We start from the raw sequence: 25,715 nt of genomic DNA, 5'->3' as shown, positions 1-25,715 counted from the left end.
CTGCTTTTCCTCAGACAACTTTCAGGAAGTCAAAAATAGCGCCAACGGAAATCGCGCCCATGTACCAGGTCAGTGCGCAGGTCACAACGCCCGTCCACAGCAGCCAGCGCGGGTAAACATAACCCGACATCAAATCAGCGCGTTTCCAGCCAACGTAGACAAAAATGGTCAGGCCGATTGGCAGGATCAGGCCGTTGAATCCACCCGCAAAGACCAGCAATGCAGCCGGTGCCGTTCCCAGCAACAGGTAAACCACCAGCGATACGGCAATAAACAGGATGGTCGCGATATTACGCTGGCGTTCAGTCATCTTCTTATTAAATACCGTCATGAAGCTGACCGAGGTATAGGCTGCGCCAATGACACTGGTGAGAGCCGCAGCCCAGAAGATAAAGCCAAAGATCCGCACACCAAAGCTGCCAACTGCATGCTGGAAGGCTTGTGAGGCCGGGTTCGCAACCTGGCTGGAAATGTCTAACGTCACGCCGCTTGCCACAACACCCAGCACCGCCAGGAACAGCACGTAACGCATCAATCCCACCACTAATATGCCTTTGGTGGCTGCCGACGACACCGCATCGATGTTCTCAACGCCCGTCATGCCTTTATCCAACAGGCGATGCGCACCGGCATAGGAGATGTAACCCCCGACCGTGCCCCCTACGATGGTGGTGATCATGGCAAAGTTCATGGTGTCCGGGAACACGCTCTGGCGCAGCGCTTCGCCCACCGGTGGGGACGAAACTATCGCCACATATAACGTCAGACCGATCATCACCAAACCCAGGATAATAATCAGACGGTCGATAGCCGTACTGGCGCGACGCGATGAGAAGATGTAAATCGCAAGCATCGCGCTGAGTAATCCGCCCCATTTTGGCGAAATCCCTAACATGGCATTTAAGCCAAGACCGGCCCCGGCAATGTTGCCGACGTTAAACACCAGCCCACCGAAAATCACCAGTACCGCCAACAGATAACCACTGCCCGGCAGCGCTTCGTTAGCGACATCAGAAGCGCGCATCCGCGTCACAGTCACCACGCGCCAGATATTCTGTTGCACCACAAAGTCGATGATTATCGAGGCCAGAATACCAAAGGCGAATGCCGCGCCCATGGTGGCGGTGAAGGTGGCCGTCTGGGTGATGAAGCCCGGACCAATAGCCGAGGTCGCCATCAGGAAAATCGCCGCAAGCAGCGACGAACGTCGCTTCTGGACAAAGGATTTGTTTTCGATTTCTTGCGCTGCCATCTGACTCACTCCGTTATTAGAATTATGACGTTGTCTGTTAAGCAATAAGCGGACCATCGTTGAGGTAAAATCGGTAATTGTTAATCAAACATTAAATTATTGTTGAACAATAACCTAGTGAGTGTTGATTAATTAGACAAACAGAATCGAAAACTCGATGATAAAAAGCCAACACAGATCACTTTTTGCCGCTCGCTATCTTTCCGGAAATGAAGATTTGCACCACTAATGTGCATAAAAATGCATTCATGCGCATTTATAGTGCATGAAATTGAAATAATCCCATCATCTCAATGCCTTGCCGCTACCAGGCTAATATGTGAAGATTGCCGCTCACGAGGCCACCGCGCAGAACCCCATGAAGAAAGATGTGTCCGCTCAAATGCTGGGCGAGAAAATCGCTGAAACCATCCGCCAGAAAATTATCGTCGGCGAGCTCGCCCCTGGCGCACGCCTGTCTGAAACGGCGCTCAGCGAACAGCTGGATATTTCGCGCAATACGCTACGTGAAGTGTTTCGCATGCTGACCCAGGAAGGGTTGCTGCGCTATGAACCGAACCGTGGGGTTTACGTGGCAGTGCCAGATATGGCAGCGATTTTAGATATTTACCGCATTCGGCGTCTGATTGAGTGTGATGCGCTGACGCATGCCTACCCGTTACATCCGGCGGTAGCAAAAATGGCCGCAGCCGTTGAAGAGGCGCGCGAATATCGCAAGCTCAGCAACTGGCGTAATGTCGGCACCGCGAATATGAAGTTTCATACCGCGATTGTTGAGCTGGCTGACAGTGAACGCCTGACACGCCTGTACCGCAATATCTCCGCAGAACTGCGGCTGGTATTCGGTCATCTTAACGATCCAGAAATTCTCTACGCCCCGTATATTGAGAAAAACGCCCACATCCTGGCGCTGCTGATTGATGACCAAAATGAAAAAGCCGCCCACACCATGATGGAATATCTTGAGCTATCCGAGCGTACGGTACTGGCGGCCTGGTCCAGACACCAACAATCGTCCTGATGGATGGGCGATGAATAATACGTCAGTAATATCTGTAAGGAACCGCATGACTATTCAGACTATTTCCCCAGCCGAAGCCAAAGTCCTGGTCGCCAAAGGCGCTGCGTTGATTGATATCCGCGAGCGTGACGAATATGCGCGCGAGAATATTGCCGAGGCACATTTACTGTCACTTTCTGCCATCGAAAATGGCGACAGGCTTGGCCCGTTTGATCCCTTCGATACGGTCATTTTTTATTGCCAGTCCGGCATGCGCACCGCTCAAAATGCGCAGAAGCTGGCGGATGCGGTGGCTCCAGCCAAAGTCTTGTTGATTGAAGGTGGATTAACGGCGTGGAAGAAAGATGGTCAGGAAATACTCGCGGATAAATCGCAGCCTTTGCCGTTAATGCGCCAGGTGCAGATAGCCGCAGGGACACTGATTCTCGCAGGGGTGATACTCGGTTTTGCTATTCACCCTGGTTTCTTTTTACTGTCGGGATTTGTGGGGGCAGGTTTGTTGTTTGCAGGTATCAGCGGTTTTTGCGGCATGGCTCGCTTGCTGGCCATTATGCCGTGGAATAAGCGCTAACTCTCAAGTATAAAACCAGCCGCTTTGGACTATGGTTAACGGTATACATTGTGTCGATTAAACGAGGTTAATTATGTTCAAAGCTGGCGATTTGGTGCAACCCAAGCAAGGTGGCCCGAAATATGAAGTGCTGGATGTTCAGGGAGATACACTTTTCTGTACCCCCCGGAATATTTTGAGCGGTGAAAAAGTCACGCTAAAAGCGGAAGACGTGACTTTGTATAAAGAAGACGACGATTTTGGCGTTTGCTAATGATGTGATTTTCAGGCGGGCGACCTCTTCCCCGCCTGAAACTGACACGTTCAATCAGTACCCTCTTTCATATCCGGCAAAAAAACATTTCACTGCGGTGTCAGCATTCACTTCTTTGAAAAAATCGGCGACCAACTCTTTATCGAGGTTGTAGCGACGCGTCAAAACGCCTGCTTCCCATGCAGCACGTTGGCGGTCACCGGTTTGTTCCGAGATGCGATGGCTAAACCCCAGAACAAAACCACGTTTATAGTCCGAACAGAAGCGAGTCACCCTGGTGACACTGTCAGCTTCACGGGCTTTTAGCCCTGCCATCAATCCCTTACCAAAATGGTTATCCACTTGAATGCTCCCGTCCGCCCTTTCGTTATATAAATAATTATATAACGAAAAATCAGGTGCTGGATAGCCCAAAAAACAGCGGCAGCCGGTGAAAATATAACCATATGATTTACAACTGAAAATTAATAGCTAAACGACAAAATCAGGAAACTCTGCCTGTTCTGTCCCATTTAGCGGATTTTATTGACAAAATGGCGGTAAATAAAAATTTATCACTAATTGTCCAATTACAAGCAGCGATATAATCTAGTTGAACAAAATTAAACCATTTGTTAGCACTGCCATTAGCGCTTGCGGGTAGTGCATCTCTCTAATTTTCATATGGAGTCGGAATAATGTTTTCTCCTGAGTCACGCTTGCGCCATGCAGTTGCGGATACTTTTGCAATGGTGGTGTATTGCTCGGCTGTAAACATGATGATAGAGATTTTCCTCTCCGGAATGAGCTTTGAGCAGTCACTCTCTTCACGTCTGGTTGCCATTCCCGTCAATATATTGATTGCCTGGCCCTACGGTTTTTATCGCGACGCGTTTATGCGTTTCACTAAACGCTACAGCCAGTCTAACTGGGCAAAAAATCTTGCAGACGTGCTGGCTTACGTGACTTTCCAGTCACCGGTTTACGTTGTCATTTTGTGGTCGGTCGGCGCTGACTGGAACCAGATAGCGGCTGCGGTGAGCTCGAACATTATTGTGTCGATGCTTATGGGTGCAGCGTATGGCTATTTTCTGGATTATTGCCGCCGTCTGTTCCGTATCAGCGGTTACCGGAATGCAAAAGCTGGGGTTTGAGCACGCTCAAGGGGGTTAGCGTTGCGCCATGACGTGCAACAACGCCGGTTTCGATTAATGCTCGCCAAACAAACCAGACAAATAACGCTCCAGCGCAATGCGTGAACTAAAGCCGTGCGGAATACCGTAATGCTGATGAGTAACGCCTGCCAGGTAGAGTGGAAATTGTTGGTAATGATCGCAAGTTTTAACGTCCGTCGCTGGTTCTGCCAGGGTTTGGCTTCGTTCTTTTAGCGTCGGGTGAATGATAAGCGCAGTTCGTCCCATACGCGCTTCACGATTGACATACACGTAATTTTCGCCACGGCGATATCCGTACGTTTTGGGTGTGACAACATCCATGGTAAAACCGGCTTTTTCAAGGACGCGGGCCACCTCATCGGGTCGTAGATACATATTTTTTCCTCATCATCTTTTATTGCAGCGCAACCTTACAATATCCAGCATTAGCAACGCTTTCAGATTAGTCCAAAAAGACCACGAAAGAGAGTGAACGCCCTCATAACTCAATATTATGGTCTACACTGAGTAGTACATCGCAAAAAGGGAGAAACTAATGTTTAACCGCGTAAATCGAAATGATGTAGACGAAGGTGTTGATGATATTAACCGTGACGTGAACCAACTGGCTGACACCCTGGAAGAGGTTCTCAAATCGTTCGGTAGCGATGTTAAAGAAGAAGGGGAAGCCGCCCGCAAAAAAGCGGAATCTCTATTGAAAGAGACGCGTGCTCGCCTTCAGGGTCGCACCCGAGTAAAACAAGCCGCTTGTGATGCGATCGGTTGCGCTGATACTTATGTGCGCGACAAACCCTGGCAGAGCGTAGGTATTAGCGCCGCCGTGGGTATCTTCATCGGGGCTTTACTAGCGTCCCGACGTTAGTCATAAAAGCGTAGTGATAATAAATATGCGTCTGACCCCGGAAACCTTTCCGGGGTTTTTATTTTCCGTCCTCAGCTGATCGCCTCACGCAATTGCTTTGCGGCCTGTCGCGCAAGTGACGGCGAAGTCAGATTAGTAAAACTCATCAAAATCCCCCCTTCCCCTTTTGACACCATTCGCCAGTCACTTAATGCCTGCACCGCCAGCCCCACTTCGCGAGCTTTAGCCACCCATTCGCGCTCATCGCCACGGACACGCATCACCAGTTGAATGCCTCCGGCTTGCGGCACGACATCGAACCCTTGCTCTCGCAGTGCCTGTTCCAGCCATACGCGTCGCTCGCTGTAGCACAAACGCATTTTTTTCAAATGCCGCCAAAAGTGGCCCTCGCGAAGAAAATCGGCAATGGTTTGCTGAATCAGTAACGGGGCGGTGCAAGGTAAGAAATGCGTATGCCGTGAGAATGCCTCGACCAGCTGTTGCGGCACCACCAACCAGGCGACGCGCAGTGCCGGAAACAGTGATTTGCTGAATGTTCCGGCGTAGATCACTCGCTGCGGGCCATCGAGGCTTTTTATCGGGGGTAAGGGTTTCCCGTGGTAGCGAAACTCGCTGTCGTAATCGTCTTCAATCACCCAGCTTTGGTTGGCCGCCGCCCAGTCGAGTAGTTGATGGCGGCGTGTTAGCGACAACGCCACGCCAAGCGGGCTTTGGTGCGCGGGCGTAAGTAGCGCAAAACGAGCGTCAGGAAAATGCTCTATCCCGTATTCAATTTGCATCCCTTCGCCATCGACGGGGACGGGATGCAACGCCATTCCTGCTTCGTCGAAAACCGGACGCACATAGCGGTAGCCGGGATCTTCCAGCCATATTCCATCCCCTGGTTTTGCCAGCGTATGCACCACCAGCCGCATCGCAGCCTGAAAACCGGCGGTGATAAATATCTGCTCCGGCTGGCAGTCAATACTGCGCGAAAAACGTAAATAGTCGGCAATGGCCTGGCGCAGTGTCGATTCGCCGTTAGCTTCGGGCATGACCAGGTCATAGCGGGTTTGCAGACGGAGACGCCGTCCCATAACTCGCGCCCACAACCCTCGCGGAAAAGCATCAAGGGCGGGCAACCCCATTTGAAACGGACGCGGCGCACCTTGTGGTTGGCTCAATGCATTCGCCACGTTATTGGCCCCCGATGTGACGGAAGGACTGACAAACGTTCCAGCCTGGCCGCGTCTTTCCAGCCAGCCTTGTGCCACCAGTTCTCCATAGGCGTTTTCCACTGTCGCCCGTGCCACACCGAGTTCCAGCGCCATGGTGCGGCTTGATGGCAAACGGCTCCCGGCCACCAGCTCACCGTCACTGATTGCCTGTTTGAGTTGCCTGGCGATTTGTTGATAACGCGGGATAGCGTGGTGAGCACTGACCACGAGTTCATTCGACTTTGCCATTATGGCCTGCTTTTTAAGTTAATTTATGGCTCTCTTTAGTAGTCCATCATAGTGCTAAATTGTCCGCACACCAACATGAGGAACAACACCATGATCGAATTACGCCAGCCCTACTTTGACCTTTCCCCAGCAGTATTTAAGCCAATGCTTCAGGCGCTGAAAGGCCTGGAATCCAGCTCACTGGGTTCAACCATGATTGAACTGGTTTTCCTGCGTGTCTCGCAAATTAACGGCTGCGCCTATTGCCTGGAAATGCACTCAAAAGCCTTACGCAAAGATGGCGTTGACCAGACCAAACTGGATGCACTCGCGGGCTGGAAAGTGAGTCATCACTTCAGCGACAAAGAGCGCGCAGCACTCGCCTGGGCTGAAGCCGTCACACTCATTACCGAAGGTGGCGCCGAAGATGCGGTGTACCAACCGTTGCTGCAATTCTTTACCGCCCAGGAAATTAGCGATTTGACGTTTACCGCCAGCCTGATGAACGCGTTTAATCGTCTGGCGATCAGTATGCGTATGTAGTTTGGTCGTGTTGCCCCCTCTCCCAGAGGGAGAAGGAGAAAACCGACAGTTCCCTCTCCCTCTGGGAGAGGGTTAGGGTGAGGGTTGTTTCGCTACAATTAGCCCTCATCCCAACCTTCTCCCCCAGGAGAAGGAGTAAAACACCCCTCGCCAAAATACCATATCTTGTATGGTTGATAATTTTCATTCCCACATCTAGTATTCATATTCTCAACCACAAAGAGAATAAGAATCATGCGCATTACCATATACACTCGAAATGACTGTGTCCAATGCCACGCCACCAAACGCGCAATCGAAAGTCGTGGATTCACTTTTGAGCTGGTTAATCTCGATTTAACCCCAGAAGCAGCGGACGATTTGCGCGCTCAAGGTTATCGCCAGTTGCCGGTCGTCATTACCGATCAGGAAAGCTGGAGCGGGTTTCGCCCGGACATGATCAACCGCCTGCGCGCTCGAGTCAGCGCATGAGTCATCTCGTCTACTTCTCGAGCACCTCGGAAAATACCCTGCGCTTTGTTGAGCGCCTGGGACTGCCCGCGCTGCGTATCCCGCTGGAGCTAAGACAGCGGCTGATCGTTACGGAACCCTACATTTTGGTAGTGCCGAGCTACGGCGGTGGCGGAATTGCAGGTTCAGTGCCCGCCCAGGTGATTCGATTTTTAAATAATGCGACCAACCGTGCATTACTGCGGGGCGTTATCGCCAGCGGAAATCGTAACTTTGGCGAAGGTTTTTGCCGGGCGGGCGACGTGATAGCCCAAAAATGCCAGGTGCCGTATCTCTATCGTTTTGAGCTATTGGGCACCGAGCAGGACATCGAAAACGTGCGTAAGGGAGTCAAAGAATTTTGGCAACGACAGAAGCTATCAGCGTAATGGCGACGGAAAGCGCGGATTTTCACGCGCTCAACGCCATGTTGAATCTCTATGATTCCGAAGGGCGGATCCAGTTTGAGAAAGACAAACTGGCAATAGAACACTTCCATAAACAGCATGTGCTGCCCCGTTCGCGCCACTTTCCCCATCAGCAGGCTCGCCTCGAGTGGTTGGTGGCAGAAGGTTATTACGACAACGCCGTGCTGCAACGTTACGAAAGCCGTTTTGTCACAGCGCTATTTGAAAAAGCCCACAACAGCGGTTTCCAGTTCCAGACATTTCTCGGCGCGTGGAAGTATTACACCAGCTACACGCTGAAATCTTATGACGGCAAAGAATATCTGGAACACTTCCCGGACCGAGTTTGCATGGTGGCGCTTACCCTTGCACAAGGTGACGAGAATCTGGCAAATCGCCTGATGGATGAGATGCTCAGTGGTCGTTTCCAGCCTGCAACGCCGACTTTTTTGAACTGCGGAAAGATGCAGCGCGGCGAATTCGTTTCCTGCTTCTTGCTGCGAATCGAAGACAATATGGAATCGATTGGCCGCGCGGTGAACTCGGCACTTCAGCTCTCGAAACGCGGTGGCGGCGTGGCTTTCTTGCTCTCGAATTTGCGAGAAGTCGGTGCACCGATTAAACGTATCGAAAACCAGTCATCCGGCGTGATCCCGGTGATGAAAATGCTGGAAGATGCGTTTTCTTACGCCAACCAGCTCGGTGCGCGTCAGGGCGCCGGGGCCGTGTATCTGCACGCGCACCATCCCGATATTTTACGTTTTCTCGATACCAAGCGTGAAAATGCTGACGAGAAAATCCGCATTAAGTCGCTCTCGCTGGGCGTGGTGATCCCGGATATCACTTTCCAGCTGGCAAAAGATAATCATCCGATGGCGCTCTTCTCGCCTTACGATGTCGAGCGTATTTATGGGAAGCCGTTTGGCGATATTGCAGTCAGCGATTTGTATCAGGAAATGTTGGCAGACGAACGCATCCGTAAGACCTTTATTAACGCGCGCGATTTCTTCCAGACACTGGCGGAAATCCAGTTTGAGTCCGGTTATCCGTACATCATGTTTGAAGATACGGTCAACCGCGCAAACCCGATTGCCGGGCGCATTAATATGAGCAATCTGTGCTCAGAAATTTTGCAGGTGAATAGCGCTTCGACGTATGACGAAAACCTCGATTATGCGCAGGTTGGCAAAGATATCTCCTGTAATCTCGGCTCGCTAAATATCGCCCACACCATGGATTCGCCTGATTTTGGCCAGACCATAGAGACGGCGATCCGTGGGCTGACGGCGGTTTCCGATATGAGCCATATTCGCTCAGTGCCTTCTATTGAGGCCGGAAATTCCGCTTCGCACGCCATTGGCCTCGGGCAGATGAATCTACACGGTTATCTGGCACGCGAAGGTATTGCTTATGGCTCTGCTGAAGGGCTGGATTTCACTAATTTCTATTTTTACACCGTCACCTGGCACGCCATACGTGCATCAAATTTGCTGGCGCGGGAACGCAAACAGCGCTTTGCCGGTTTTGAACAATCACGTTACGCGAACGGTGAGTACTTCCGCCAATATCTGCAAGAAAGCTGGCAGCCGAAAACCCAAAAAGTGCGCGAGTTATTCGCCAGTGCGGGTATCGATATTCCAACACGCGAGCAGTGGCAGCAGTTGCGCGACGATGTCATGGAGTTCGGTCTGTATAACCAAAATTTGCAGGCCATTCCGCCGACCGGATCGATTTCTTATATCAATCACGCGACGTCGAGTATTCACCCTATCGTCTCGCGCATTGAGATCCGCAAAGAGGGAAAAACCGGGCGCGTTTATTATCCGGCTCCGTTTATGACCAACGACAATCTGGAGTTTTACCAGGACGCCTACGACATTGGCCCAGAAAAAATCATCGACACTTACGCGCAAGCCACACGTCATGTCGATCAAGGGCTGTCGCTGACACTCTTTTTCCGCGATACCGCAACGACTCGCGATATTAACAAAGCGCAGATTTACGCCTGGAAGAAAGGCATTAAAACGCTCTATTACATTCGCTTGCGCCAGATGGCGCTGGAAGGCACCGAAGTTCAGGGCTGCGTTTCCTGCGCTTTATAAGGAGAGAACATGACTGAGTTAAGCCGCGTAAGTGCCATCAACTGGAATAAAATCGAGGATGAGAAAGACCTCGAAGTGTGGAACCGCCTGACCAGCAACTTCTGGCTTCCCGAGAAAGTGCCCTTGTCCAACGACATTCCGGCGTGGCAGTCGCTGACGCACGACGAACAGCAACTCACCATTCGCGTGTTTACCGGGCTGACATTGCTGGACACCATCCAGAATACCGTAGGGGCACCCGTGTTGATGGCGGATGCGATAACACCTCATGAAGAAGCGGTGCTGTCGAATGTGAGCTTTATGGAGGCGGTACATGCCCGCTCCTACAGTTCGATTTTCTCAACACTTTGCCAAACCAAAGATGTTGATGCCGCCTACGACTGGAGTGAGGAAAATGCGCCGTTGCAACGCAAGGCGCAAATTATCCTTGCGCATTATCATGCTGATGACCCGCTGAAGAAGAAAATTGCCAGCGTATTTCTGGAGTCCTTTTTATTTTATTCAGGCTTTTATTTACCGATGTATTGGTCAAGCCGTGGCAAATTGACTAATACGGCAGATCTTATCCGCCTGATTATTCGTGACGAGGCGGTGCACGGTTATTACATCGGATATAAGTTCCAGAAATCACTGGCCCAACAAAGTCTGGAACGCCAGGCCGAGTTGCAGAACTTCGCCTTCGAGTTGCTGATGGATCTTTACGATAACGAAGTGGAATATACCGATGCGCTGTACGGTGGCGTTGGCTGGCAGGATGAGGTGAAAGCGTTTCTTTGTTACAACGCGAATAAGGCGTTGATGAACCTGGGCTACAACGCGCTGTTCCCGCCTGAAATGAGTGAGGTGAACCCTTCGATACTCGCAGCACTTTCGCCAAACGCTGACGAAAACCATGACTTTTTCTCAGGTTCTGGTTCGTCTTATGTGATGGGGAAAGCGGTGGAAACAGTTGACGAAGATTGGGATTTTTAATCGAGAAAATGCCAGAGATATTTTGTATATTTTTGACTGAGATATTTCCTATCAACAATACAAAATAAAACCTTACATTTTAGCCTGAATATCACCCCATTCAGGCTAATTACCCTCCTCGTTACAAAAAATATCATCTTTCTCTGAATTGCTCTCAGCCCTTTACTCATGGGAAATGTCGGCCACATCGCTGTCACGGATATTGGATATATCGGAAATGGAGGGTTGTCTCAGATTCTGAGTATGTTAGGGTATATGCAGTGAATATTTCCATCAGGAATTGTGTATAAATATATAAATACAGGAATAACTTTATTGCATGGCAATTAAACTTGAAGTGAAGAATTTATATAAGGTATTTGGTGAGCATCCACAGCGCGCATTCAAATATATCGAAAAGGGCATTTCAAAAGCTGAATTACTGGAGAAAACAGGGCTGTCGCTTGGCGTGAAAGACGCCAGTCTGGCAATTGAAGAAGGCGAGATTTTTGTCATCATGGGGTTATCAGGTTCTGGTAAATCCACCATGGTTCGCCTTCTCAATCGCCTGATTGAACCAACCCGTGGACAGGTACTGATTGATGGCGTTGACATCGCCAAAATATCAGACGCGGAACTCCGTGAAGTACGCAAAAATAAGATCTCCATGGTATTCCAGTCCTTTGCTCTGATGCCACATATGACGGTGTTAAATAATACCGCTTTTGGTATGGAATTAGCCGGAATTGCATTAAAAGAACGTCAGGAAAAAGCGCTTGATGCATTGCGTCAGGTTGGGCTTGAAAATTATGCCCACGCTTATCCCGATGAGCTTTCCGGCGGTATGCGTCAGCGTGTTGGTTTGGCCCGTGCTTTGGCAATTAATCCAGATATATTATTGATGGATGAAGCCTTCTCTGCCCTCGATCCATTAATTCGTACTGAGATGCAGGATGAGTTAATTAAATTGCAGGCGAAACATCAACGTACCATTGTATTTATTTCCCACGATTTGGATGAAGCAATGCGTATTGGCGACCGTATTGCCATTATGCAAGGTGGTGAAGTTGTGCAAGTCGGTACACCGGATGAAATTTTAAATAATCCGGCGAATGATTATGTGCGCACCTTCTTCCGCGGTGTGGATATTAGCCAGGTGTTTAGCGCGAAAGATATTGCCCGTCGTAACCCGGCTGGCCTACTGCGCAAAACCGCCGGTTTTGGCCCACGCTCGGCACTCAAACTGCTGCAAGATGAAGACCGTGAATTCGGTTATGTCATTGAACGTGGGCAGAAATTTCTCGGGATTGTCTCGACTGATTCACTGAAAGCCGCACTCGCTACGGGCCAGGGTCTGGACAATGCTTACCTCGAATCTCCAGCGGCCGTTTCCGCTGATACGTCACTGAGCGATCTTCTCACCCATGTAGGCCAGGCACCGTGTGCGGTTCCGGTTGTTGGGGAAGAGAGTCAGTACGTGGGCATTATCTCGAAAGGGGTTCTGCTGCAGGCGTTAGATCGTGAGGGGGTAAGTCAATGAGTGCATCAAATCCGTGGGATACCGGCAGTGCGACTGCCGACGCAACAACAAATCAAGCCGCAGCAACCGCCGATGCGTGGGGTAGCCAGGCTGCGTCCACACCGGCTGCAAGCAGTAGTGCAGATTGGCTGAATGCAGCCCCGGCACCTGCTCCAGAGCATTTCAATATTCTGGATCCGTTTCATAAGACACTGATCCCACTCGATAGCTGGGTGACACACGGTATCGACTGGGTGGTGACTCACTTCCGCCCGGTGTTCCAGGGGATTCGTGTGCCGGTGGACTACATCCTCAGTGGCTTCCAGCACTTTTTGCTGGGGATGCCTGCGCCTGTGGCGATCATCCTGTTTGCGTTAATTGCATGGCAGATGTCCAGCCTGGGAATGGGGATTGCGACGTTAGTTTCGTTGATTGCCATTGGCGCGATTGGCGCGTGGTCGCAGGCGATGGTGACGCTGGCGTTAGTTCTGACTGCTCTGCTGTTTTGCATGATTATTGGTTTGCCGCTCGGTATATGGCTTGCCAGAAGCGAGCGTGCCGCGAAGATCATTCGTCCGCTGTTAGATGCAATGCAGACCACTCCGGCGTTTGTTTATCTGGTGCCGATCGTGATGCTGTTCGGTATCGGTAACGTACCGGGTGTTGTCGTGACGATTATTTTTGCTCTGCCACCGATTGTGCGTCTGACGATTCTGGGGATTAAGCAGGTCCCGGAAGATTTGATTGAAGCGTCACGTTCGTTTGGCGCAAGCCCGCGCCAGATGCTGTTTAAAGTTCAGTTGCCGCTGGCGATGCCAACCATTATGGCGGGCGTAAACCAGACGTTGATGCTGGCGCTTTCAATGGTTGTTATCGCGTCTATGATTGCCGTCGGCGGTCTTGGACAGATGGTACTGCGTGGTATTGGCCGCCTCGATATGGGTCTTGCGACCGTCGGCGGCGTCGGGATCGTTATCCTGGCGATTATTCTCGACCGCTTAACTCAGTCCATTGGCCGCGATTCGCGCAGCCGTGGCAATCGCCGCTGGTACAACACCGGCCCAATTGGTCTTTTGACCCGTCCCTTCATCAAATAAGCATGCTGGCGGCATTCGTGCCGCCGCACGCCCCATCACCATTAAAAAGGAATAACGATGCGACACACGACGATTATCGCTACAGCCCTTGCCACCCTCGTAACCACCAGCGCTTTTGCCGCCGATTTGCCGGGTAAAGGTATTACGGTTCAGCCTGCACAAAGCACCATCTCAGAAGAATCATTCCAGACTTTACTGGTGAGCCGTGGCCTGGAGAAACTGGGTTATACCGTTAGCAAACCTAGTGAAGTGGATTACAACGTGGCGTACACCTCCATGGCCGCAGGCGATACCACGTTTATCGCCACCAACTGGAAGCCGCTGCATGACGATATGTTTGAAGCCGCAGGCGGTGACAAGAAATTCTACCGTGAAGGCACCTACGTTCAGGGTGCCGCGCAGGGTTATCTGATTGATAAAAAAACGGCTGAGCAATACAAAATTACCAATATCGCGCAGCTAAAAGATCCGAAGATCGCCAAGCTGTTTGATACCAACGGCGACGGTAAAGCGGATTTAACCGGGTGTACGCCTGGCTGGGGTTGCGAAGCGGTTATCAATCACCAGATTGGTGCTTACGGCCTGACCAATACCGTGGAACATAATCAGGGCAACTATTCAGCACTGATTGCCGACACGATTGCCCGCTACAAACAAAGCAAGCCAATCCTGTACTACACCTGGACCCCTTATTGGGTGAGTGATGTGATGGTTCCGGGTAAAGATGTGGTGTGGCTGCAAGTGCCGTTCTCTTCTATGCCTGGTAAACAAAAAGAGGTGGATACCAAACTGCCAAATGGTGCCAATTATGGCTTCCCTGTGAACACCATGCATATCGTTGCCAACAAAGCCTGGGCCGAGAAAAACCCGCAGGCGGCGAAACTGTTTAGCTTGATGAAACTGCCACTGGCGGATATCAACGCGGAGAATGCGATGATGCACAATGGTAAAGCGTCAGAAGCGGATATTCAGGGTCACGTTGATGGCTGGATTAAAGCGCACCAGGCTGAGTTTGACGGCTGGGTGAATGAAGCGTTAGCTACGAAGTAAATACGTTAAGAGCGCCCTCACCCTAACCCTCTCCCCCAGGAGAGGGCATGGTCAGTTTTCTCCCTCACCCTTAGAGAGAGGGGATAGTCAGTTATCTCCTTCTCCTTAAGGATATAGTCGGTTTTCTCCTTCTCCTGGGGGAGAAGGCCGGGATGAGGGCGCACCCAACTAAAACAAACCGCACAATCCGACCCCTTGCCTCACTAATTTTCGCTATTATTCCGGTTCTATCATCACAAACCGAAGAAATAGAATGAAAAATTCCACTCAAGGACTGAGCCCCGCGCTGATCGTCCTGATGTCTCTCGCCACGGGTTTAGCCGTTGCTAGCAACTACTACGCACAACCCCTGCTCGACACCATTGCTCATGCCTTTTCCCTTTCGATTAACCAGGCCGGATTTATCGTTACCGCCGCGCAGTTAGGCTACGCCGTCGGTTTGCTGTTCCTGGTACCGCTGGGTGATATGTTTGAACGCCGCGGACTCATTGTCTTTATGACGCTGCTGGCTGCCGGCGGCATGGTGATTGTGGCTCTCAGCCAGACGCTGTGGATGATGATTCTGGGCACCGCACTCACCGGTTTGTTCTCGGTCGTGGCACAAATCCTCGTCCCGTTAGCCGCAACGCTTGCTGAGCCAGAAAAACGAGGCAAAGTCGTCGGCACTATTATGAGCGGGTTACTGCTGGGAATTTTGCTGGCACGTACTGTGGCCGGGCTACTGGCAGGCCTGGGCGGATGGCGTACCGTTTATTGGGTCGCGAGTGTGTTAATGGTAGTGATGGCGCTGGCTTTGTGGCGTGGTTTGCCGAAAGTGAAGTCCGAGACTCATTTAAACTATCCGCAATTGCTCTCTTCAGTATTCAGCCTGTTTATCAAAAATCCGCTGCTGCGTACCCGCGCGCTGCTCGGCTGCCTGACTTTTGCCAACTTCAGCATTCTTTGGACATCGATGGCATTTCTGCTGGCATCACCACCGTTTAACTTCTCGGAAGGGGTGATTGGTTTATTTGGCCTCGCCGGTGCAGCAGGAGCATTGGGTGCACGTCCCGCAGGCGGATTTGCCGATAAAGGTAAAGCCCATCTCACGACCACCATCGGATTGGTACTGTTGCTTCTGTCGTGGATTGCAACGGCGATGGGGCAGTATTCCGTTATCGCGCTCATCATTGGGATACTGGTACTCGATTTAACAGTTCAGGGTGTGCATATCACTAACCAAACGGTTATCTATCGCATGATGCCGGATGCGCGAAATCGTCTGACTGCCGGTTATATGACCAGCTATTTCATTGGGGGTGCTGCGGGCTCTGTTATTTCAGCCAGCGCATATCAGCACGCAGGATGGTTTGGCGTGTGCGCAGCAGGTGCCATTGTAGCCCTACTAAATTTAGTAGTGTGGTGGCGTGGTTATCACCGCCAACCGTGATGTGACTAATCCTATAAAGTCACTGAGAATAATTTGGGGTATTAAGGGTCGTACCAGTCTGTTAAGGTTATCCCTGTTGGTTCATTCGAGTGACATTACCGTCAGTTATATATAAATATTTAATATGGATAGTCCTGAAACAGTTCAATTAGAAAATAATCAAAACAATGCGACCCTGGCTGAAGGATTTAAAGACAGTATACCCATTGTCATCAGCTATATCCCGGTAGCCTTTGCGTTCGGACTTAATGCCACCAAGTTAGGATTTACCCCGCTCGAAAGTCTATTTTTCTCCTGCATTATTTATGCTGGTGCCAGCCAGTTTGTTATTACAGCTTTGCTGGCGGCTGGTAGCTCTTTATGGGTTGCCGCCTTTACGGTTATGGCAATGGATGTGCGCCACGTCTTATATGGCCCTTCCCTGCATCAACGAATGACTCGCCAGTTGAGTAAACCCAAAACTGCGATTTGGGCATTCGGCCTGACCGATGAGGTTTTTGCCGCCGCCACTGCGAAACTGGTCCGCGATAACCGCCGCTGGAGCGAAAACTGGATGATCGGTATCGCCTTCAGCTCGTGGTTCTCATGGGTTTTAGGCACCGCGCTGGGTTCATGGTCGGGGAATGGCTTGCTGGATAATCTGCCCGCCGTTGAAGCGGCGTTAGGGTTTATGTTGCCTGCTCTGTTCATGAGTTTTCTGTTGGCGTCGTTCCAGCGGAAACAATCCTGGACCGTTACCGCATCGCTTGCGGGGGCACTGTTGGGCGTTACGCTGGTGTCCATTCCTGTCGCCATTCTTGCGGGGATTGTCTGTGGATGCCTGGCAGCATTGGTGCAGGCGTTTTATCAAGGAGAACCCGGATGAGTACACAAGTGCTTTTACTGGGTCTGCTGGTCGGGCTTGCCAACTATCTGTTTCGATATTTGCCTCTGCGCATCAGGGCAAATACCACTCGTCCGGCCAAACGAGGGGCGACGGGCGTGCTGTTCGACAGTATCGGAATCGCATCAATCTGCGCGTTGTTGGTGGTTTCGAGCGTGCCGGAGATCATGCACGACGCGCAGCGTCTGGTCCCAACGCTGATGGGCTTTATCATTCTCGGGCTGAGCTTTTATAAGACTCGTAGCATCATTATCCCGACACTATTAAGTGCTCTGGGTTATGGATTAACCTGGAAACTCATGATGGTGATATCAATCTGACAAATAAAAAAACGTATAAACAATACATTTACTTTATTTGTCACCATCGTTACTATATCGACCGCAACTAATGAGGTTATGCCAAAATGGATAGTTCGTTTACGCCCATTGAACAAATGCTAAAATTTCGCGCCAAACGCTACGAGGATTTCCCATACCAGGAAATTCTGCTGACGCGCCTGTGCATGCATATGCAAGGCAAGCTTTTGGAAAACCGCAATAAAATGCTGAAAGCTCAAGGGATTAACGAGACGCTATTTATGGCGTTGATCACTCTTGAATCGCAGGAAAATCATAGTATCCAGCCTTCAGAGTTGAGTTGTGCGTTAGGTTCATCTCGTACCAATGCAACCCGAATTGCCGATGAGTTAGAAAAGCGTGGCTGGATTGAGCGTCGTGAAAGCGATAACGATCGCCGCTGCCTGCATCTGCATTTGACCGAAAAAGGTCATGAATTCTTGCGTCAGGTATTACCACCGCAGCACCACTGCTTGCATGAACTGTGGTCCTCGCTGAGTGGTTCGGAAAAAGAGCAACTGGAAGACATTACCCGCAAACTGCTCACCCGCCTTGATGAAATGGATGAAAACCAGACTGTACTTGAAGCCGTGCGCTAAGAGCTGTCAACGCGTTCTATCGTAGTGCCCCAAAGAAAAAATACTGACAGGCCAGCAACTCACCTTGCTGGCCTGTTAGGTCTAACAGGTCGGCTCAGCCGATCACTATAATAAAAAAGTGTGGAGATAAGCATGAGCGCACATGCGGAGACTCAAACCCCGCAACAACCGGGCAATAAAAAAGGCAAACGTAAAGGTGCCTTGCTTATATTGACCTTGTTGTTTGTAATTATTGCTGTGGCATATGGGATTTATTGGTTTCTAGTGTTACGTCACTACGAAAATACGGATGATGCGTATGTGGCCGGTAATCAGGTGCAGATAATGGCCCAGGTTTCCGGAAGCGTAACCAAAGTTTGGGCAGATAATACCGACTTCGTTAAACAAGGCGATGTTTTGGTCACTCTGGACCAGGCTGACGCTGAGCAAGCTTTTGAACAAGCACAAACGGTGCTGGCTTCAAGCGTACGCCAGACTCGTCAGTTAATGATTAACAGTAAGCAATATCAGGCCAATATTGAGCTGCAAAAGACCTCTCTTGCTCAGGCTCAAAGTGACCTTAATCGCCGTGTGCCGTTGGGTAATGCTAACCTGATTGGCCGCGAAGAATTGCAACACGCCCGAGATGCCGTCGCATCGGCTCAAGCGCAACTGGATGTTGCCATTCAACAATTTAATGCCAATCAGGCAATGATCCTCGGAACAAAACTCGAAGATCAGCCAAGTGTTAAACAAGCGGCTGCCGAGTTGCGTAACGCCTGGATGGCACTGCAACGGACTAAGATTGTCAGCCCAATGACCGGTTATGTTTCACGCCGTGTGGTGCAAGTGGGTGCGCAGATTAGCCCAACAACACCACTGATGGCGATTGTGCCTGCAAATGGCTTGTGGGTTGATGCGAACTTCAAAGAGACGCAGCTTGCGCATATGCGTATTGGCCAACCGGCGACGGTCGTCAGTGATATCTACGGCGACAAAGTCGAATACACCGGTAAAGTTGTGGGCCTCGATATGGGCACGGGGAGCGCATTCTCACTGCTGCCTGCACAAAACGCGACGGGTAACTGGATCAAAGTTGTTCAGCGCTTGCCGGTGCGTATTGAACTGGATGCCAAGCAGCTTGAACAGCATCCGCTGCGTATTGGGCTGTCCACGTTAGTGACGGTAGATACCAGTAACCGTGATGGCAGTATGTTGGCAAATGAAACGCGTAGCTCTCCAGTGTATGAAAGCAACGCGCGCGAGCTGAATCTTGCGCCCGTCAACGCGCTTATCAATAACATCATCCAGGCCAATGCGGGTTAACAAAGCGGAGCTTGTATGAAACAGCAAAAACCGCTGACGCCGCTGGAAGGTGCGCCACTGGTCATCATGACCATCGCCTTGTCATTGGCGACCTTTATGCAGGTGCTGGACTCCACCATCGCCAACGTGGCAATACCGACGATCGCAGGGAACCTTGGCTCATCGCTGAGCCAGGGGACATGGGTGATTACGTCGTTTGGGGTGGCAAATGCCATCTCAATTCCAATCACCGGGTGGCTGGCAAAACGCCTTGGTGAAGTGAAGTTGTTCATGTGGTCGACGATTTTGTTCGTGCTGGCTTCATGGGCTTGCGGCGTCTCTAAAAGTCTGGAGATGCTGATTTTCTTCCGCGTAATCCAGGGGATCGTTGCCGGGCCGCTGATACCACTCTCGCAGAGTCTACTGCTCAATAACTATCCCCCTGCGAAGCGAAGTATTGCGCTGGCGCTGTGGTCTATGACAGTTATTGTGGCGCCAATCTGTGGGCCTATTCTCGGCGGCTATATCAGTGATAACTATCACTGGGGCTGGATCTTCTTTATCAACGTGCCAATCGGTGCCGTGGTGGTGTTGCTGACACTGCAAACGCTGCGTGGCCGTGAGACTAAGACCGAGAACCGCCGTATCGACGCCATCGGCCTTGCCTTGCTGGTTGTTGGGATTGGTAGCCTGCAGATCATGCTCGACCGCGGTAAAGAGCTGGATTGGTTTAACTCAACGGAAGTCATCGTTTTGACCATCGTCGCGGTGGTGGCGATTAGCTTCTTGATTGTGTGGGAGCTAACCGACGATAACCCCATCGTTGATCTGTCGTTGTTTAAGTCGCGAAACTTTACCATCGGCTGTCTGTGTATCAGTCTCGCCTACATGCTCTACTTCGGCGCAATTGTTTTGCTGCCGCAGCTATTGCAGGAGGTATATGGCTATACAGCAACCTGGGCGGGTCTGGCATCGGCACCGGTTGGGGTTATTCCTGTCTTGTTATCGCCAATAATCGGGCGCTTTGCTCATAAGCTCGATATGCGACGGTTAGTGACGTTCAGCTTTATTATGTATGCGGTGTGTTTCTACTGGCGCGCATATACCTTCGAACCGGGAATGGATTTTGGCGCATCGGCCTGGCCACAGTTTATTCAGGGCTTCGCCGTGGCATGCTTCTTTATGCCACTGACGACCATTACGCTTTCCGGGCTTCCACCTGAACGTATGGCGGCCGCGTCGAGTTTGTCGAACTTCACTCGAACCCTTGCAGGTTCGATTGGGACGTCAATCACCACGACGCTTTGGACTAACCGCGAAGCAATGCACCATGCGCAGTTAACGGAGTCCGTTTCGCCATTTAACCCGAACGCACAACAGATGTATTCGCAGCTGGAAAATCTGGGCATGTCGCCGCAGCAAGCCTCTGGCTATATTGCGCAGCAGATTACCAATCAAGGGCTGATTATTTCAGCTAATGAGATTTTCTGGATTTCAGCGGGAATATTTATTCTGCTTCTGGGGCTGGTTTGGTTTGCCAAACCACCGTTTGGTGCCGGTGGCGGCGGCGGTGGAGCGCACTAAGTGTGTAATACAAAAGGGGCCAATTGGCCCCTTTTGCTTAGCGTTTCCCGTCAGCTATCCGATCAAATAAAAAGGGCCAATCAAAATTGGCCCTCCAAATCAATCACGGAATAGTCACAGCTAGATGTGCAGTTCCTGAAGCTTCTCTTTCGGCAGCGCCAATTCTTCATTGCTGTTAACGCTAACACCATGCTCAAGGATGTGGCGCGCGATATCCTGCGCTTCTTGCAGCGAGTGCATGTGGTAAGTCCCACATTGGTAAACGTTCAACTCTGGGATCTGGTTTTGCTCTTTCACCTTCAACACATCTTCCATCGCCGCTTTCCATGCATCAGCAACACGAGACTCTTCTGGCACGCCAATCAGGCTCATGTAGAAACCTGTGCGACAACCCATCGGTGAAATATCAATTATCTCTACGCCATTCCCATTCAGGTGATCGCGCATAAAACCAGCAAACAGGTGTTCAAGGGTATGAATCCCTTTTTCTGGCATCACTTCCTTGTTCGGGATGCAAAAGCGCAGATCAAATACAGTGATAGTATCGCCATGGGGCGTATGCATTGTTTTGGCCACACGCACTGCTGGCGCGCCCATGCGGGTATGGTCAACGGTAAAGCTATCCAACAACGGCATCTGATCACCTCCGATAAGTGATTTTTTTAAAAATAAAATGAACCATTCTTTCCTGGGCGACTCTGAGTATATGAAAGACGCGCATTTATTATCATCATCCCTGATTCAGAGATGTATATTTTGGCCACATTGATTGTGGCCTTTTTCTTTTGTGCTAAGAGTGGCTTGCGAGCCAAGCATCGAACGGCTCAGTGTCTTTAGCTTCGATTTCCCGCTGACTTTGCCACGAAGCATCATGCTCCTTCTGCAAGTCATCTTCGGTCAAAATCTCTAACGGCTCTTGTATCAGCATCTGACGATACTTCTCTGCTAACGCAAGCCCTGTACCGCCAATGCCATTATCAATCATAGACCGAAGAATTCGCGCTGAGTACGTTAATTCCGGATTGTCGAAACTGGCGACCAATTGGTCACACACATCCTGATAATCAGTATTCCCTGCAATGCCATCCAGCGTTTCAGCAACACGACGCAAATCAGTGAACAAATCTTTCCCCACTTTTGCCAGCGGGTACTGCGCCGTTTCACAACCCATACCCAGCGTCAGGCCAGGCTTACGCCCTTCCAGAATCACACGATTCCAGTTTTTGCGGGTGCAAAGCAATTCATCACTGCTCATTTCAGGAGCGTCAGCAAGCACGCACCAAATCATGAACAGGTCGAGGAAACGGACTTGCTGCTCATCAACACCGACCGGTGAGAACGGATTGATATCGAGTGAACGCACTTCGATATATTCAATCCCACCGCGCATCAGGGCATCAGAAGGCGACTCCCCTTCCGCTGTGACGCGTTTAGGGCGAATCGGGGCGTAGAGTTCATTTTCAATTTGCAGCACGTTGGTGTTGATTTGCAGACGCTTACCGTCTTTCTCAACACCCATCTTCGCATACTCTTCCGATGGCGTTTTAATGGCACGTTTTAATCCGGCGACATAAGTTTCCAGATCGTTAAACGTAATGCCAAGATTGCTCTGGGATTTATTGGTGTAACCCAAGTCACTCAGACGCAATGAAGTTGCGTATGGCAGGTAATTCATACCGCATTCGGTTTTTTCGAACGGCAGCGAGCTTTCTTTCCCTTGCAGGAAAGAGGAGCAGATAGCCGGCGAGGCACCGAACAAATAAGGGATAACCCAGCCAAATCGGTAATAGTTACGAATAAGACGGAAGTAACCCGCAGAAATCGCTTCTTTACCGCTCAGTGCATCTTCTACACCCAGACGCGCCTGCCAAAACTCCAGCGGCAGCGAAAAGTTGTAGTGCACGCCAGAAATGGTTTGCATCAACGCGCCGTAGCGATTTTTCAATCCTTCACGGTATAGCGTTTTAAAACGCCCGTTGTTGGATGAACCGTACTGCGCCAACTCAATATTCTGACCATCGTCGATATAACACGGCATGCTTAGAGGCCACATGCGCTCTTCACCCAAATTACGGGCAACATGGCGATGGATATCGCGCATGAATGTCAGCATGTGGTCAATGTCGCCATTAACCGGAGTGATAAACTCAAGCAACGCTTCAGCGAAATCAGTTGTTATCCATTTGTGTGTCAGCGCTGAACCAAGGCATTCCGGATGACCTGTTGTCGCCAACTGACCATCTGGCGTGACTCTTAGCGTTTCACGCTCAAGACCACGACGAATACCTTTTACTGCCTGAGGATGCTGTTCCAACCAGGCTAGCGCCTGAGATACGTTCGGGATCAAATTGACCTCCCGCCTGTCGAATTCATTTTTATTAAGCATAATTGTTTTAGGTAGAGGTGATGATTATCACTCTACTCAATTAGTGCCACCACGCCATGCCTTGTACCGTTGCAGCCGCGACAACGATATAGCGTAGCGCTTTACCAAGGCATAAAAAAAAGATTACCGGTCCCCAGCTCATGCGTAATAAGCCGGCTAACAGGCACAGCAGATCGCCAATTAAAGGCATCCAACTGAGTAATAATGTTGCCGGGCCGAAACGAACCAGCCAGGCAGTTGCTTTTCCTTGCCAACGCGAGTGTTCTCGCAGTGGAAAAAAACGTCCCAGAATAACGTTAGTTAAGCCACCAAGGCTATTACCCATTGTTGCTATTAAAATGAGTAACCAGGTAGGCCCAGAGCCTGCGACTAATAGCGCGACCAGCACTGCTTCTGAACTTCCGGGAGCAATGTTGCGCTAAGAAAACTACTGGTAAACAGTGATAAAAATGATAGCGCTTCACTCACAGCAAACGCACATCCACACCATCCATTCCAGCTGCGCGAGCAGCTTCCAGGCCAAAATCTGCATCTTCAAACACCACACATTTATTCGCTGCCACGCCCATTAATTCGGCGCACAGCAAAAATGTGTCGGGAGCAGGTTTGTGGTTTTTAACATGATCAGCCGCGACAACGGCTGAAAAATACTGGCGCAAGCCCAGGTGGTTCAGCAGCGCTTCGGCGATATCGCTTTCACTGCCGGTACCTACAGCCATAGGACGACGCCCATGCCAGGACTTAACGACGTCAATGAGAGGAAGCGGACGCACAGTATCAAGAAGCATAGCCCTTACGGCCAGCGTCTTTTCCTTCGCCAGATGGTGAGGGTCCAGGTCTGCATGATTGAGTTCGATAATCGCCTGCGCAATCCGCCAGGTTGGGGAGCCATTCAACGCAACCATTGCATTTTCGTCGAACTGCATGCCATAACCCGCCAGCGTCTCACGCCACGCCTTACGATGTGTTGGTTCGGTATCGAGGATGGTTCCGTCCATATCGAAAATCAGACCGTCGTAACGTTCGTACATCTCATCCCTCACATCGCTCATTATTGAGGGGTTACTTTATCGTAAACCAATAATATTGTCGCTTATTGTAATCGAGATAGTTAAGAAGGTGATTTATTGGTATGTAGGGTGTTACAGGAGAGTTTAAGTGTTGCTTTAGGGAAGATGCATTGGGGAAGAAGATGGTGCATCCGGGAGGATTCGAACCTCCGACCGCTCGGTTCGTAGCCGAGTACTCTATCCAGCTGAGCTACGGATGCATCGGGATATTGCTTTACTGCGGTTCTCGTGAATATCGTTAAGACAATCAGAGAAAATATGGTGCATCCGGGAGGATTCGAACCTCCGACCGCTCGGTTCGTAGCCGAGTACTCTATCCAGCTGAGCTACGGATGCATCGGGATATTGCTTTACTGCGGTTCTCGTGAATATCGTTAAGATAATCAGAGAAAATATGGTGCATCCGGGAGGATTCGAACCTCCGACCGCTCGGTTCGTAGCCGAGTACTCTATCCAGCTGAGCTACGGATGCATCGGGTGTACTGCTTTTACTACTGATTTAATGTCGCTCAACTTGACCGCAACATTAAAGAAGATGGTGCATCCGGGAGGATTCGAACCTCCGACCGCTCGGTTCGTAGCCGAGTACTCTATCCAGCTGAGCTACGGATGCAAAATGGCGGTGAGGCGGGGATTCGAACCCCGGATGCAGCTTTTGACCGCATACTCCCTTAGCAGGGGAGCGCCTTCAGCCTCTCGGCCACCTCACCACACGCCTCTTTCGAGTGCTTCAAGTTACTCGTTAGAGCTTCTCGTCGCTGCGTGGCGCACATATTACTTTCTGGCACTTATAAGTCAAACAATTTTTCCCAACTAATTTTCAATTGCACACTTCACGCACAATTAGGGCAAATTGACCGCAAAAAGAGTGTTTTATCAACAGACAAGATAGGGGTTATACGGATAAGTAAGCATTACAGCTGAATAAGCAATTACGGTTTTGACAGAAGATAAGGGAGGTATTGCGAGGTAAAGCGAAGAAAATGGTGCGCTAAAGGAAGCGTCTCGCTAGTAGATAGCGAGACGCAGTAACTTTAGTAACTCGTTTGTTGCGATTTTTCAGCCTGGATACGTTGGTAGATCTCTTCACGGTGTACAGAAACTTCCTTCGGGGCGTTAACACCAATACGAACTTGGTTACCTTTTACCCCAAGTACTGTCACGGTCACCTCATCCCCAATCATGAGGGTCTCACCAACTCGACGAGTTAGAATCAGCATTCTTTGCTCCTTGAAAGATTAAAAGAGTCGGGTCTCTCTGTATCCCGGCGTTCTCCATCATATACGACAAAAAGTAAGTAGCTACAAACACATAAAGTGTCACTAACCACAACATTACATTCTGTTATGAATAAGTCTAGCCGATATACGCAACTTTAACCTGACTTTATCATTATTGAGTGTGTGCAAATTTAAGAAGACGCTATACCCTGAATGAGAAATAGCGT

27 protein-coding genes, 5 tRNA genes and 1 pseudogene are annotated in these 25,715 nt (G+C 50.4%); 19 read left to right on the top strand and 14 right to left on the bottom strand.

The window, feature by feature from the left end; genetic code table 11:
• Window positions 1-10: 10 nt before the first annotated feature.
• A complete protein-coding gene (locus tag RHD99_RS04745; RefSeq protein WP_183270382.1) occupies window positions 11-1,252 on the bottom strand; it encodes an NRAMP family divalent metal transporter in 1,242 nt (413 codons plus the stop codon).
• Between the two features lie 358 nt (window positions 1,253-1,610).
• Between RHD99_RS04745 and RHD99_RS04740 the strand changes: the two genes are divergently transcribed.
• From RHD99_RS04740 to RHD99_RS04730, 3 genes are all read left to right on the top strand, one after another.
• The gene (locus tag RHD99_RS04740; protein WP_183270862.1) at window positions 1,611-2,273 is read left to right on the top strand and encodes a GntR family transcriptional regulator; all 663 of its coding nucleotides are present in this window, start codon (window positions 1,611-1,613) and stop codon (window positions 2,271-2,273) included.
• 46 nt (window positions 2,274-2,319) lie between these two features.
• Window positions 2,320-2,844, top strand: a complete 525-nt coding sequence (locus tag RHD99_RS04735) for a rhodanese family protein (protein WP_309877665.1) — start codon at window positions 2,320-2,322, stop codon at window positions 2,842-2,844.
• Window positions 2,845-2,917: 73 nt separating this feature from the next.
• Complete coding sequence (locus RHD99_RS04730) at window positions 2,918-3,097, top strand: GDFGVC terminal motif YodC-like protein (protein ID WP_183270385.1); 180 nt, start codon at window positions 2,918-2,920, stop codon at window positions 3,095-3,097.
• 54 nt (window positions 3,098-3,151) lie between these two features.
• On the opposite strand, the gene RHD99_RS04725 is transcribed toward RHD99_RS04730, so the two are convergent.
• A complete protein-coding gene (locus tag RHD99_RS04725; protein ID WP_064513252.1) occupies window positions 3,152-3,439 on the bottom strand; it encodes a DUF2623 family protein in 288 nt (95 codons plus the stop codon).
• A gap of 335 nt (window positions 3,440-3,774) precedes the next feature.
• Here RHD99_RS04725 and alaE point away from each other — a divergent pair, with 335 nt between their 5' ends.
• Entirely contained in the window at window positions 3,775-4,230 is a 456-nt protein-coding gene (gene alaE, locus RHD99_RS04720) for an L-alanine exporter AlaE (protein ID WP_309877662.1), read from the top strand.
• Window positions 4,231-4,284: 54 nt separating this feature from the next.
• Here alaE and RHD99_RS04715 read toward each other — a convergent pair whose 3' ends face one another.
• On the bottom strand, window positions 4,285-4,626 hold the full coding sequence (locus RHD99_RS04715) for a DUF2002 family protein (protein ID WP_309877660.1): 342 nt from the start codon (window positions 4,624-4,626) through the stop codon (window positions 4,285-4,287).
• Between the two features lie 160 nt (window positions 4,627-4,786).
• On the opposite strand from RHD99_RS04715, the gene RHD99_RS04710 reads away from it, so the two are divergent.
• Window positions 4,787-5,113, top strand: coding sequence for a DUF883 family protein (locus RHD99_RS04710; RefSeq protein ID WP_183270388.1), 327 nt, complete (start codon window positions 4,787-4,789; stop codon window positions 5,111-5,113).
• 71 nt (window positions 5,114-5,184) lie between these two features.
• Here RHD99_RS04710 and pdxR read toward each other — a convergent pair whose 3' ends face one another.
• Window positions 5,185-6,516, bottom strand: coding sequence for a MocR-like pyridoxine biosynthesis transcription factor PdxR (pdxR, locus tag RHD99_RS04705; protein WP_309879072.1), 1,332 nt, complete (start codon window positions 6,514-6,516; stop codon window positions 5,185-5,187).
• 132 nt (window positions 6,517-6,648) lie between these two features.
• Here pdxR and RHD99_RS04700 point away from each other — a divergent pair, with 132 nt between their 5' ends.
• From RHD99_RS04700 to emrB, 14 genes are all read left to right on the top strand, one after another.
• Window positions 6,649-7,080 carry a carboxymuconolactone decarboxylase family protein gene (locus RHD99_RS04700; RefSeq protein WP_183270389.1) on the top strand — a complete coding sequence of 144 codons (432 nt, stop codon included), beginning with the start codon at window positions 6,649-6,651 and terminating at the stop codon, window positions 7,078-7,080.
• Window positions 7,081-7,314: 234 nt separating this feature from the next.
• Complete coding sequence (nrdH, locus tag RHD99_RS04695; protein ID WP_309877659.1) at window positions 7,315-7,551, top strand: glutaredoxin-like protein NrdH; 237 nt, start codon at window positions 7,315-7,317, stop codon at window positions 7,549-7,551.
• Window positions 7,548-7,958: a class Ib ribonucleoside-diphosphate reductase assembly flavoprotein NrdI gene (gene nrdI, locus RHD99_RS04690; RefSeq protein ID WP_309877658.1), complete on the top strand. Its 411-nt coding sequence runs from the start codon at window positions 7,548-7,550 to the stop codon at window positions 7,956-7,958. The genes nrdH and nrdI overlap by 4 nt, the downstream gene beginning before the upstream one ends.
• Complete coding sequence (gene nrdE, locus RHD99_RS04685) at window positions 7,931-10,078, top strand: class 1b ribonucleoside-diphosphate reductase subunit alpha (protein WP_309877655.1); 2,148 nt, start codon at window positions 7,931-7,933, stop codon at window positions 10,076-10,078. The genes nrdI and nrdE overlap by 28 nt, the downstream gene beginning before the upstream one ends.
• Before the next feature lie 9 nt (window positions 10,079-10,087).
• Window positions 10,088-11,050, top strand: coding sequence for a class 1b ribonucleoside-diphosphate reductase subunit beta (gene nrdF, locus RHD99_RS04680; protein WP_309877654.1), 963 nt, complete (start codon window positions 10,088-10,090; stop codon window positions 11,048-11,050).
• Window positions 11,051-11,369: 319 nt separating this feature from the next.
• Entirely contained in the window at window positions 11,370-12,569 is a 1,200-nt protein-coding gene (gene proV / locus RHD99_RS04675; protein WP_309877652.1) for a glycine betaine/L-proline ABC transporter ATP-binding protein ProV, read from the top strand.
• Window positions 12,566-13,645 carry a glycine betaine/L-proline ABC transporter permease ProW gene (gene proW, locus RHD99_RS04670; protein ID WP_309877651.1) on the top strand — a complete coding sequence of 360 codons (1,080 nt, stop codon included), beginning with the start codon at window positions 12,566-12,568 and terminating at the stop codon, window positions 13,643-13,645. The genes proV and proW overlap by 4 nt, the downstream gene beginning before the upstream one ends.
• A gap of 57 nt (window positions 13,646-13,702) precedes the next feature.
• The gene (gene proX, locus RHD99_RS04665; RefSeq protein ID WP_309877650.1) at window positions 13,703-14,695 is read left to right on the top strand and encodes a glycine betaine/L-proline ABC transporter substrate-binding protein ProX; all 993 of its coding nucleotides are present in this window, start codon (window positions 13,703-13,705) and stop codon (window positions 14,693-14,695) included.
• Between the two features lie 253 nt (window positions 14,696-14,948).
• Window positions 14,949-16,124, top strand: coding sequence for an MFS transporter (locus tag RHD99_RS04660; protein WP_183270397.1), 1,176 nt, complete (start codon window positions 14,949-14,951; stop codon window positions 16,122-16,124).
• Window positions 16,125-16,248: 124 nt separating this feature from the next.
• Window positions 16,249-16,989, top strand: coding sequence for an AzlC family ABC transporter permease (locus RHD99_RS04655; RefSeq protein ID WP_309877649.1), 741 nt, complete (start codon window positions 16,249-16,251; stop codon window positions 16,987-16,989).
• A complete protein-coding gene (ygaH, locus tag RHD99_RS04650; protein WP_309877648.1) occupies window positions 16,986-17,327 on the top strand; it encodes an L-valine transporter subunit YgaH in 342 nt (113 codons plus the stop codon). The genes RHD99_RS04655 and ygaH overlap by 4 nt, the downstream gene beginning before the upstream one ends.
• Before the next feature lie 86 nt (window positions 17,328-17,413).
• A complete protein-coding gene (gene mprA, locus RHD99_RS04645) occupies window positions 17,414-17,944 on the top strand; it encodes a transcriptional repressor MprA (RefSeq protein WP_183270400.1) in 531 nt (176 codons plus the stop codon).
• A 132-nt stretch (window positions 17,945-18,076) separates the two neighbouring features.
• Entirely contained in the window at window positions 18,077-19,249 is a 1,173-nt protein-coding gene (gene emrA, locus RHD99_RS04640) for a multidrug efflux MFS transporter periplasmic adaptor subunit EmrA (protein ID WP_309877647.1), read from the top strand.
• A gap of 15 nt (window positions 19,250-19,264) precedes the next feature.
• Complete coding sequence (emrB, locus tag RHD99_RS04635) at window positions 19,265-20,812, top strand: multidrug efflux MFS transporter permease subunit EmrB (protein WP_183270402.1); 1,548 nt, start codon at window positions 19,265-19,267, stop codon at window positions 20,810-20,812.
• 120 nt (window positions 20,813-20,932) lie between these two features.
• On the opposite strand, the gene luxS is transcribed toward emrB, so the two are convergent.
• From luxS to csrA, 10 genes and pseudogenes are all read right to left on the bottom strand, one after another.
• Entirely contained in the window at window positions 20,933-21,448 is a 516-nt protein-coding gene (gene luxS, locus RHD99_RS04630) for an S-ribosylhomocysteine lyase (protein WP_183270403.1), read from the bottom strand.
• Window positions 21,449-21,602: 154 nt separating this feature from the next.
• Window positions 21,603-23,159, bottom strand: coding sequence for a glutamate--cysteine ligase (gene gshA / locus RHD99_RS04625; RefSeq protein ID WP_309877644.1), 1,557 nt, complete (start codon window positions 23,157-23,159; stop codon window positions 21,603-21,605).
• A 79-nt stretch (window positions 23,160-23,238) separates the two neighbouring features.
• Window positions 23,239-23,666, bottom strand: a pseudogene (locus tag RHD99_RS04620) (YqaA family protein).
• Window positions 23,663-24,229: a fructose-1-phosphate/6-phosphogluconate phosphatase gene (gene yqaB, locus RHD99_RS04615; protein WP_309879070.1), complete on the bottom strand. Its 567-nt coding sequence runs from the start codon at window positions 24,227-24,229 to the stop codon at window positions 23,663-23,665. Before yqaB ends, RHD99_RS04620 begins: the two are co-directional and overlap by 4 nt.
• Window positions 24,230-24,391: 162 nt before the next feature.
• A tRNA-Arg gene (locus tag RHD99_RS04610) sits at window positions 24,392-24,468 on the bottom strand.
• A 59-nt stretch (window positions 24,469-24,527) separates the two neighbouring features.
• Window positions 24,528-24,604, bottom strand: a tRNA-Arg gene (locus RHD99_RS04605).
• A 59-nt stretch (window positions 24,605-24,663) separates the two neighbouring features.
• Window positions 24,664-24,740 (bottom strand) — tRNA-Arg (locus RHD99_RS04600).
• A gap of 64 nt (window positions 24,741-24,804) precedes the next feature.
• A tRNA-Arg gene (locus tag RHD99_RS04595) sits at window positions 24,805-24,881 on the bottom strand.
• 4 nt (window positions 24,882-24,885) lie between these two features.
• Window positions 24,886-24,978 (bottom strand) — tRNA-Ser (locus tag RHD99_RS04590).
• Window positions 24,979-25,302: 324 nt separating this feature from the next.
• Window positions 25,303-25,488 carry a carbon storage regulator CsrA gene (gene csrA / locus RHD99_RS04585; protein ID WP_013574027.1) on the bottom strand — a complete coding sequence of 62 codons (186 nt, stop codon included), beginning with the start codon at window positions 25,486-25,488 and terminating at the stop codon, window positions 25,303-25,305.
• Between the last annotated feature and the right edge of the window lie 227 nt (window positions 25,489-25,715).

This window comes from Buttiauxella selenatireducens, assembly GCF_031432975.1.
Classification (GTDB): domain Bacteria; phylum Pseudomonadota; class Gammaproteobacteria; order Enterobacterales; family Enterobacteriaceae; genus Buttiauxella; species Buttiauxella selenatireducens.
Note: the sequence above shows the minus strand (reverse complement) of the source record. Positions and strands in the feature narration are given on the sequence as shown.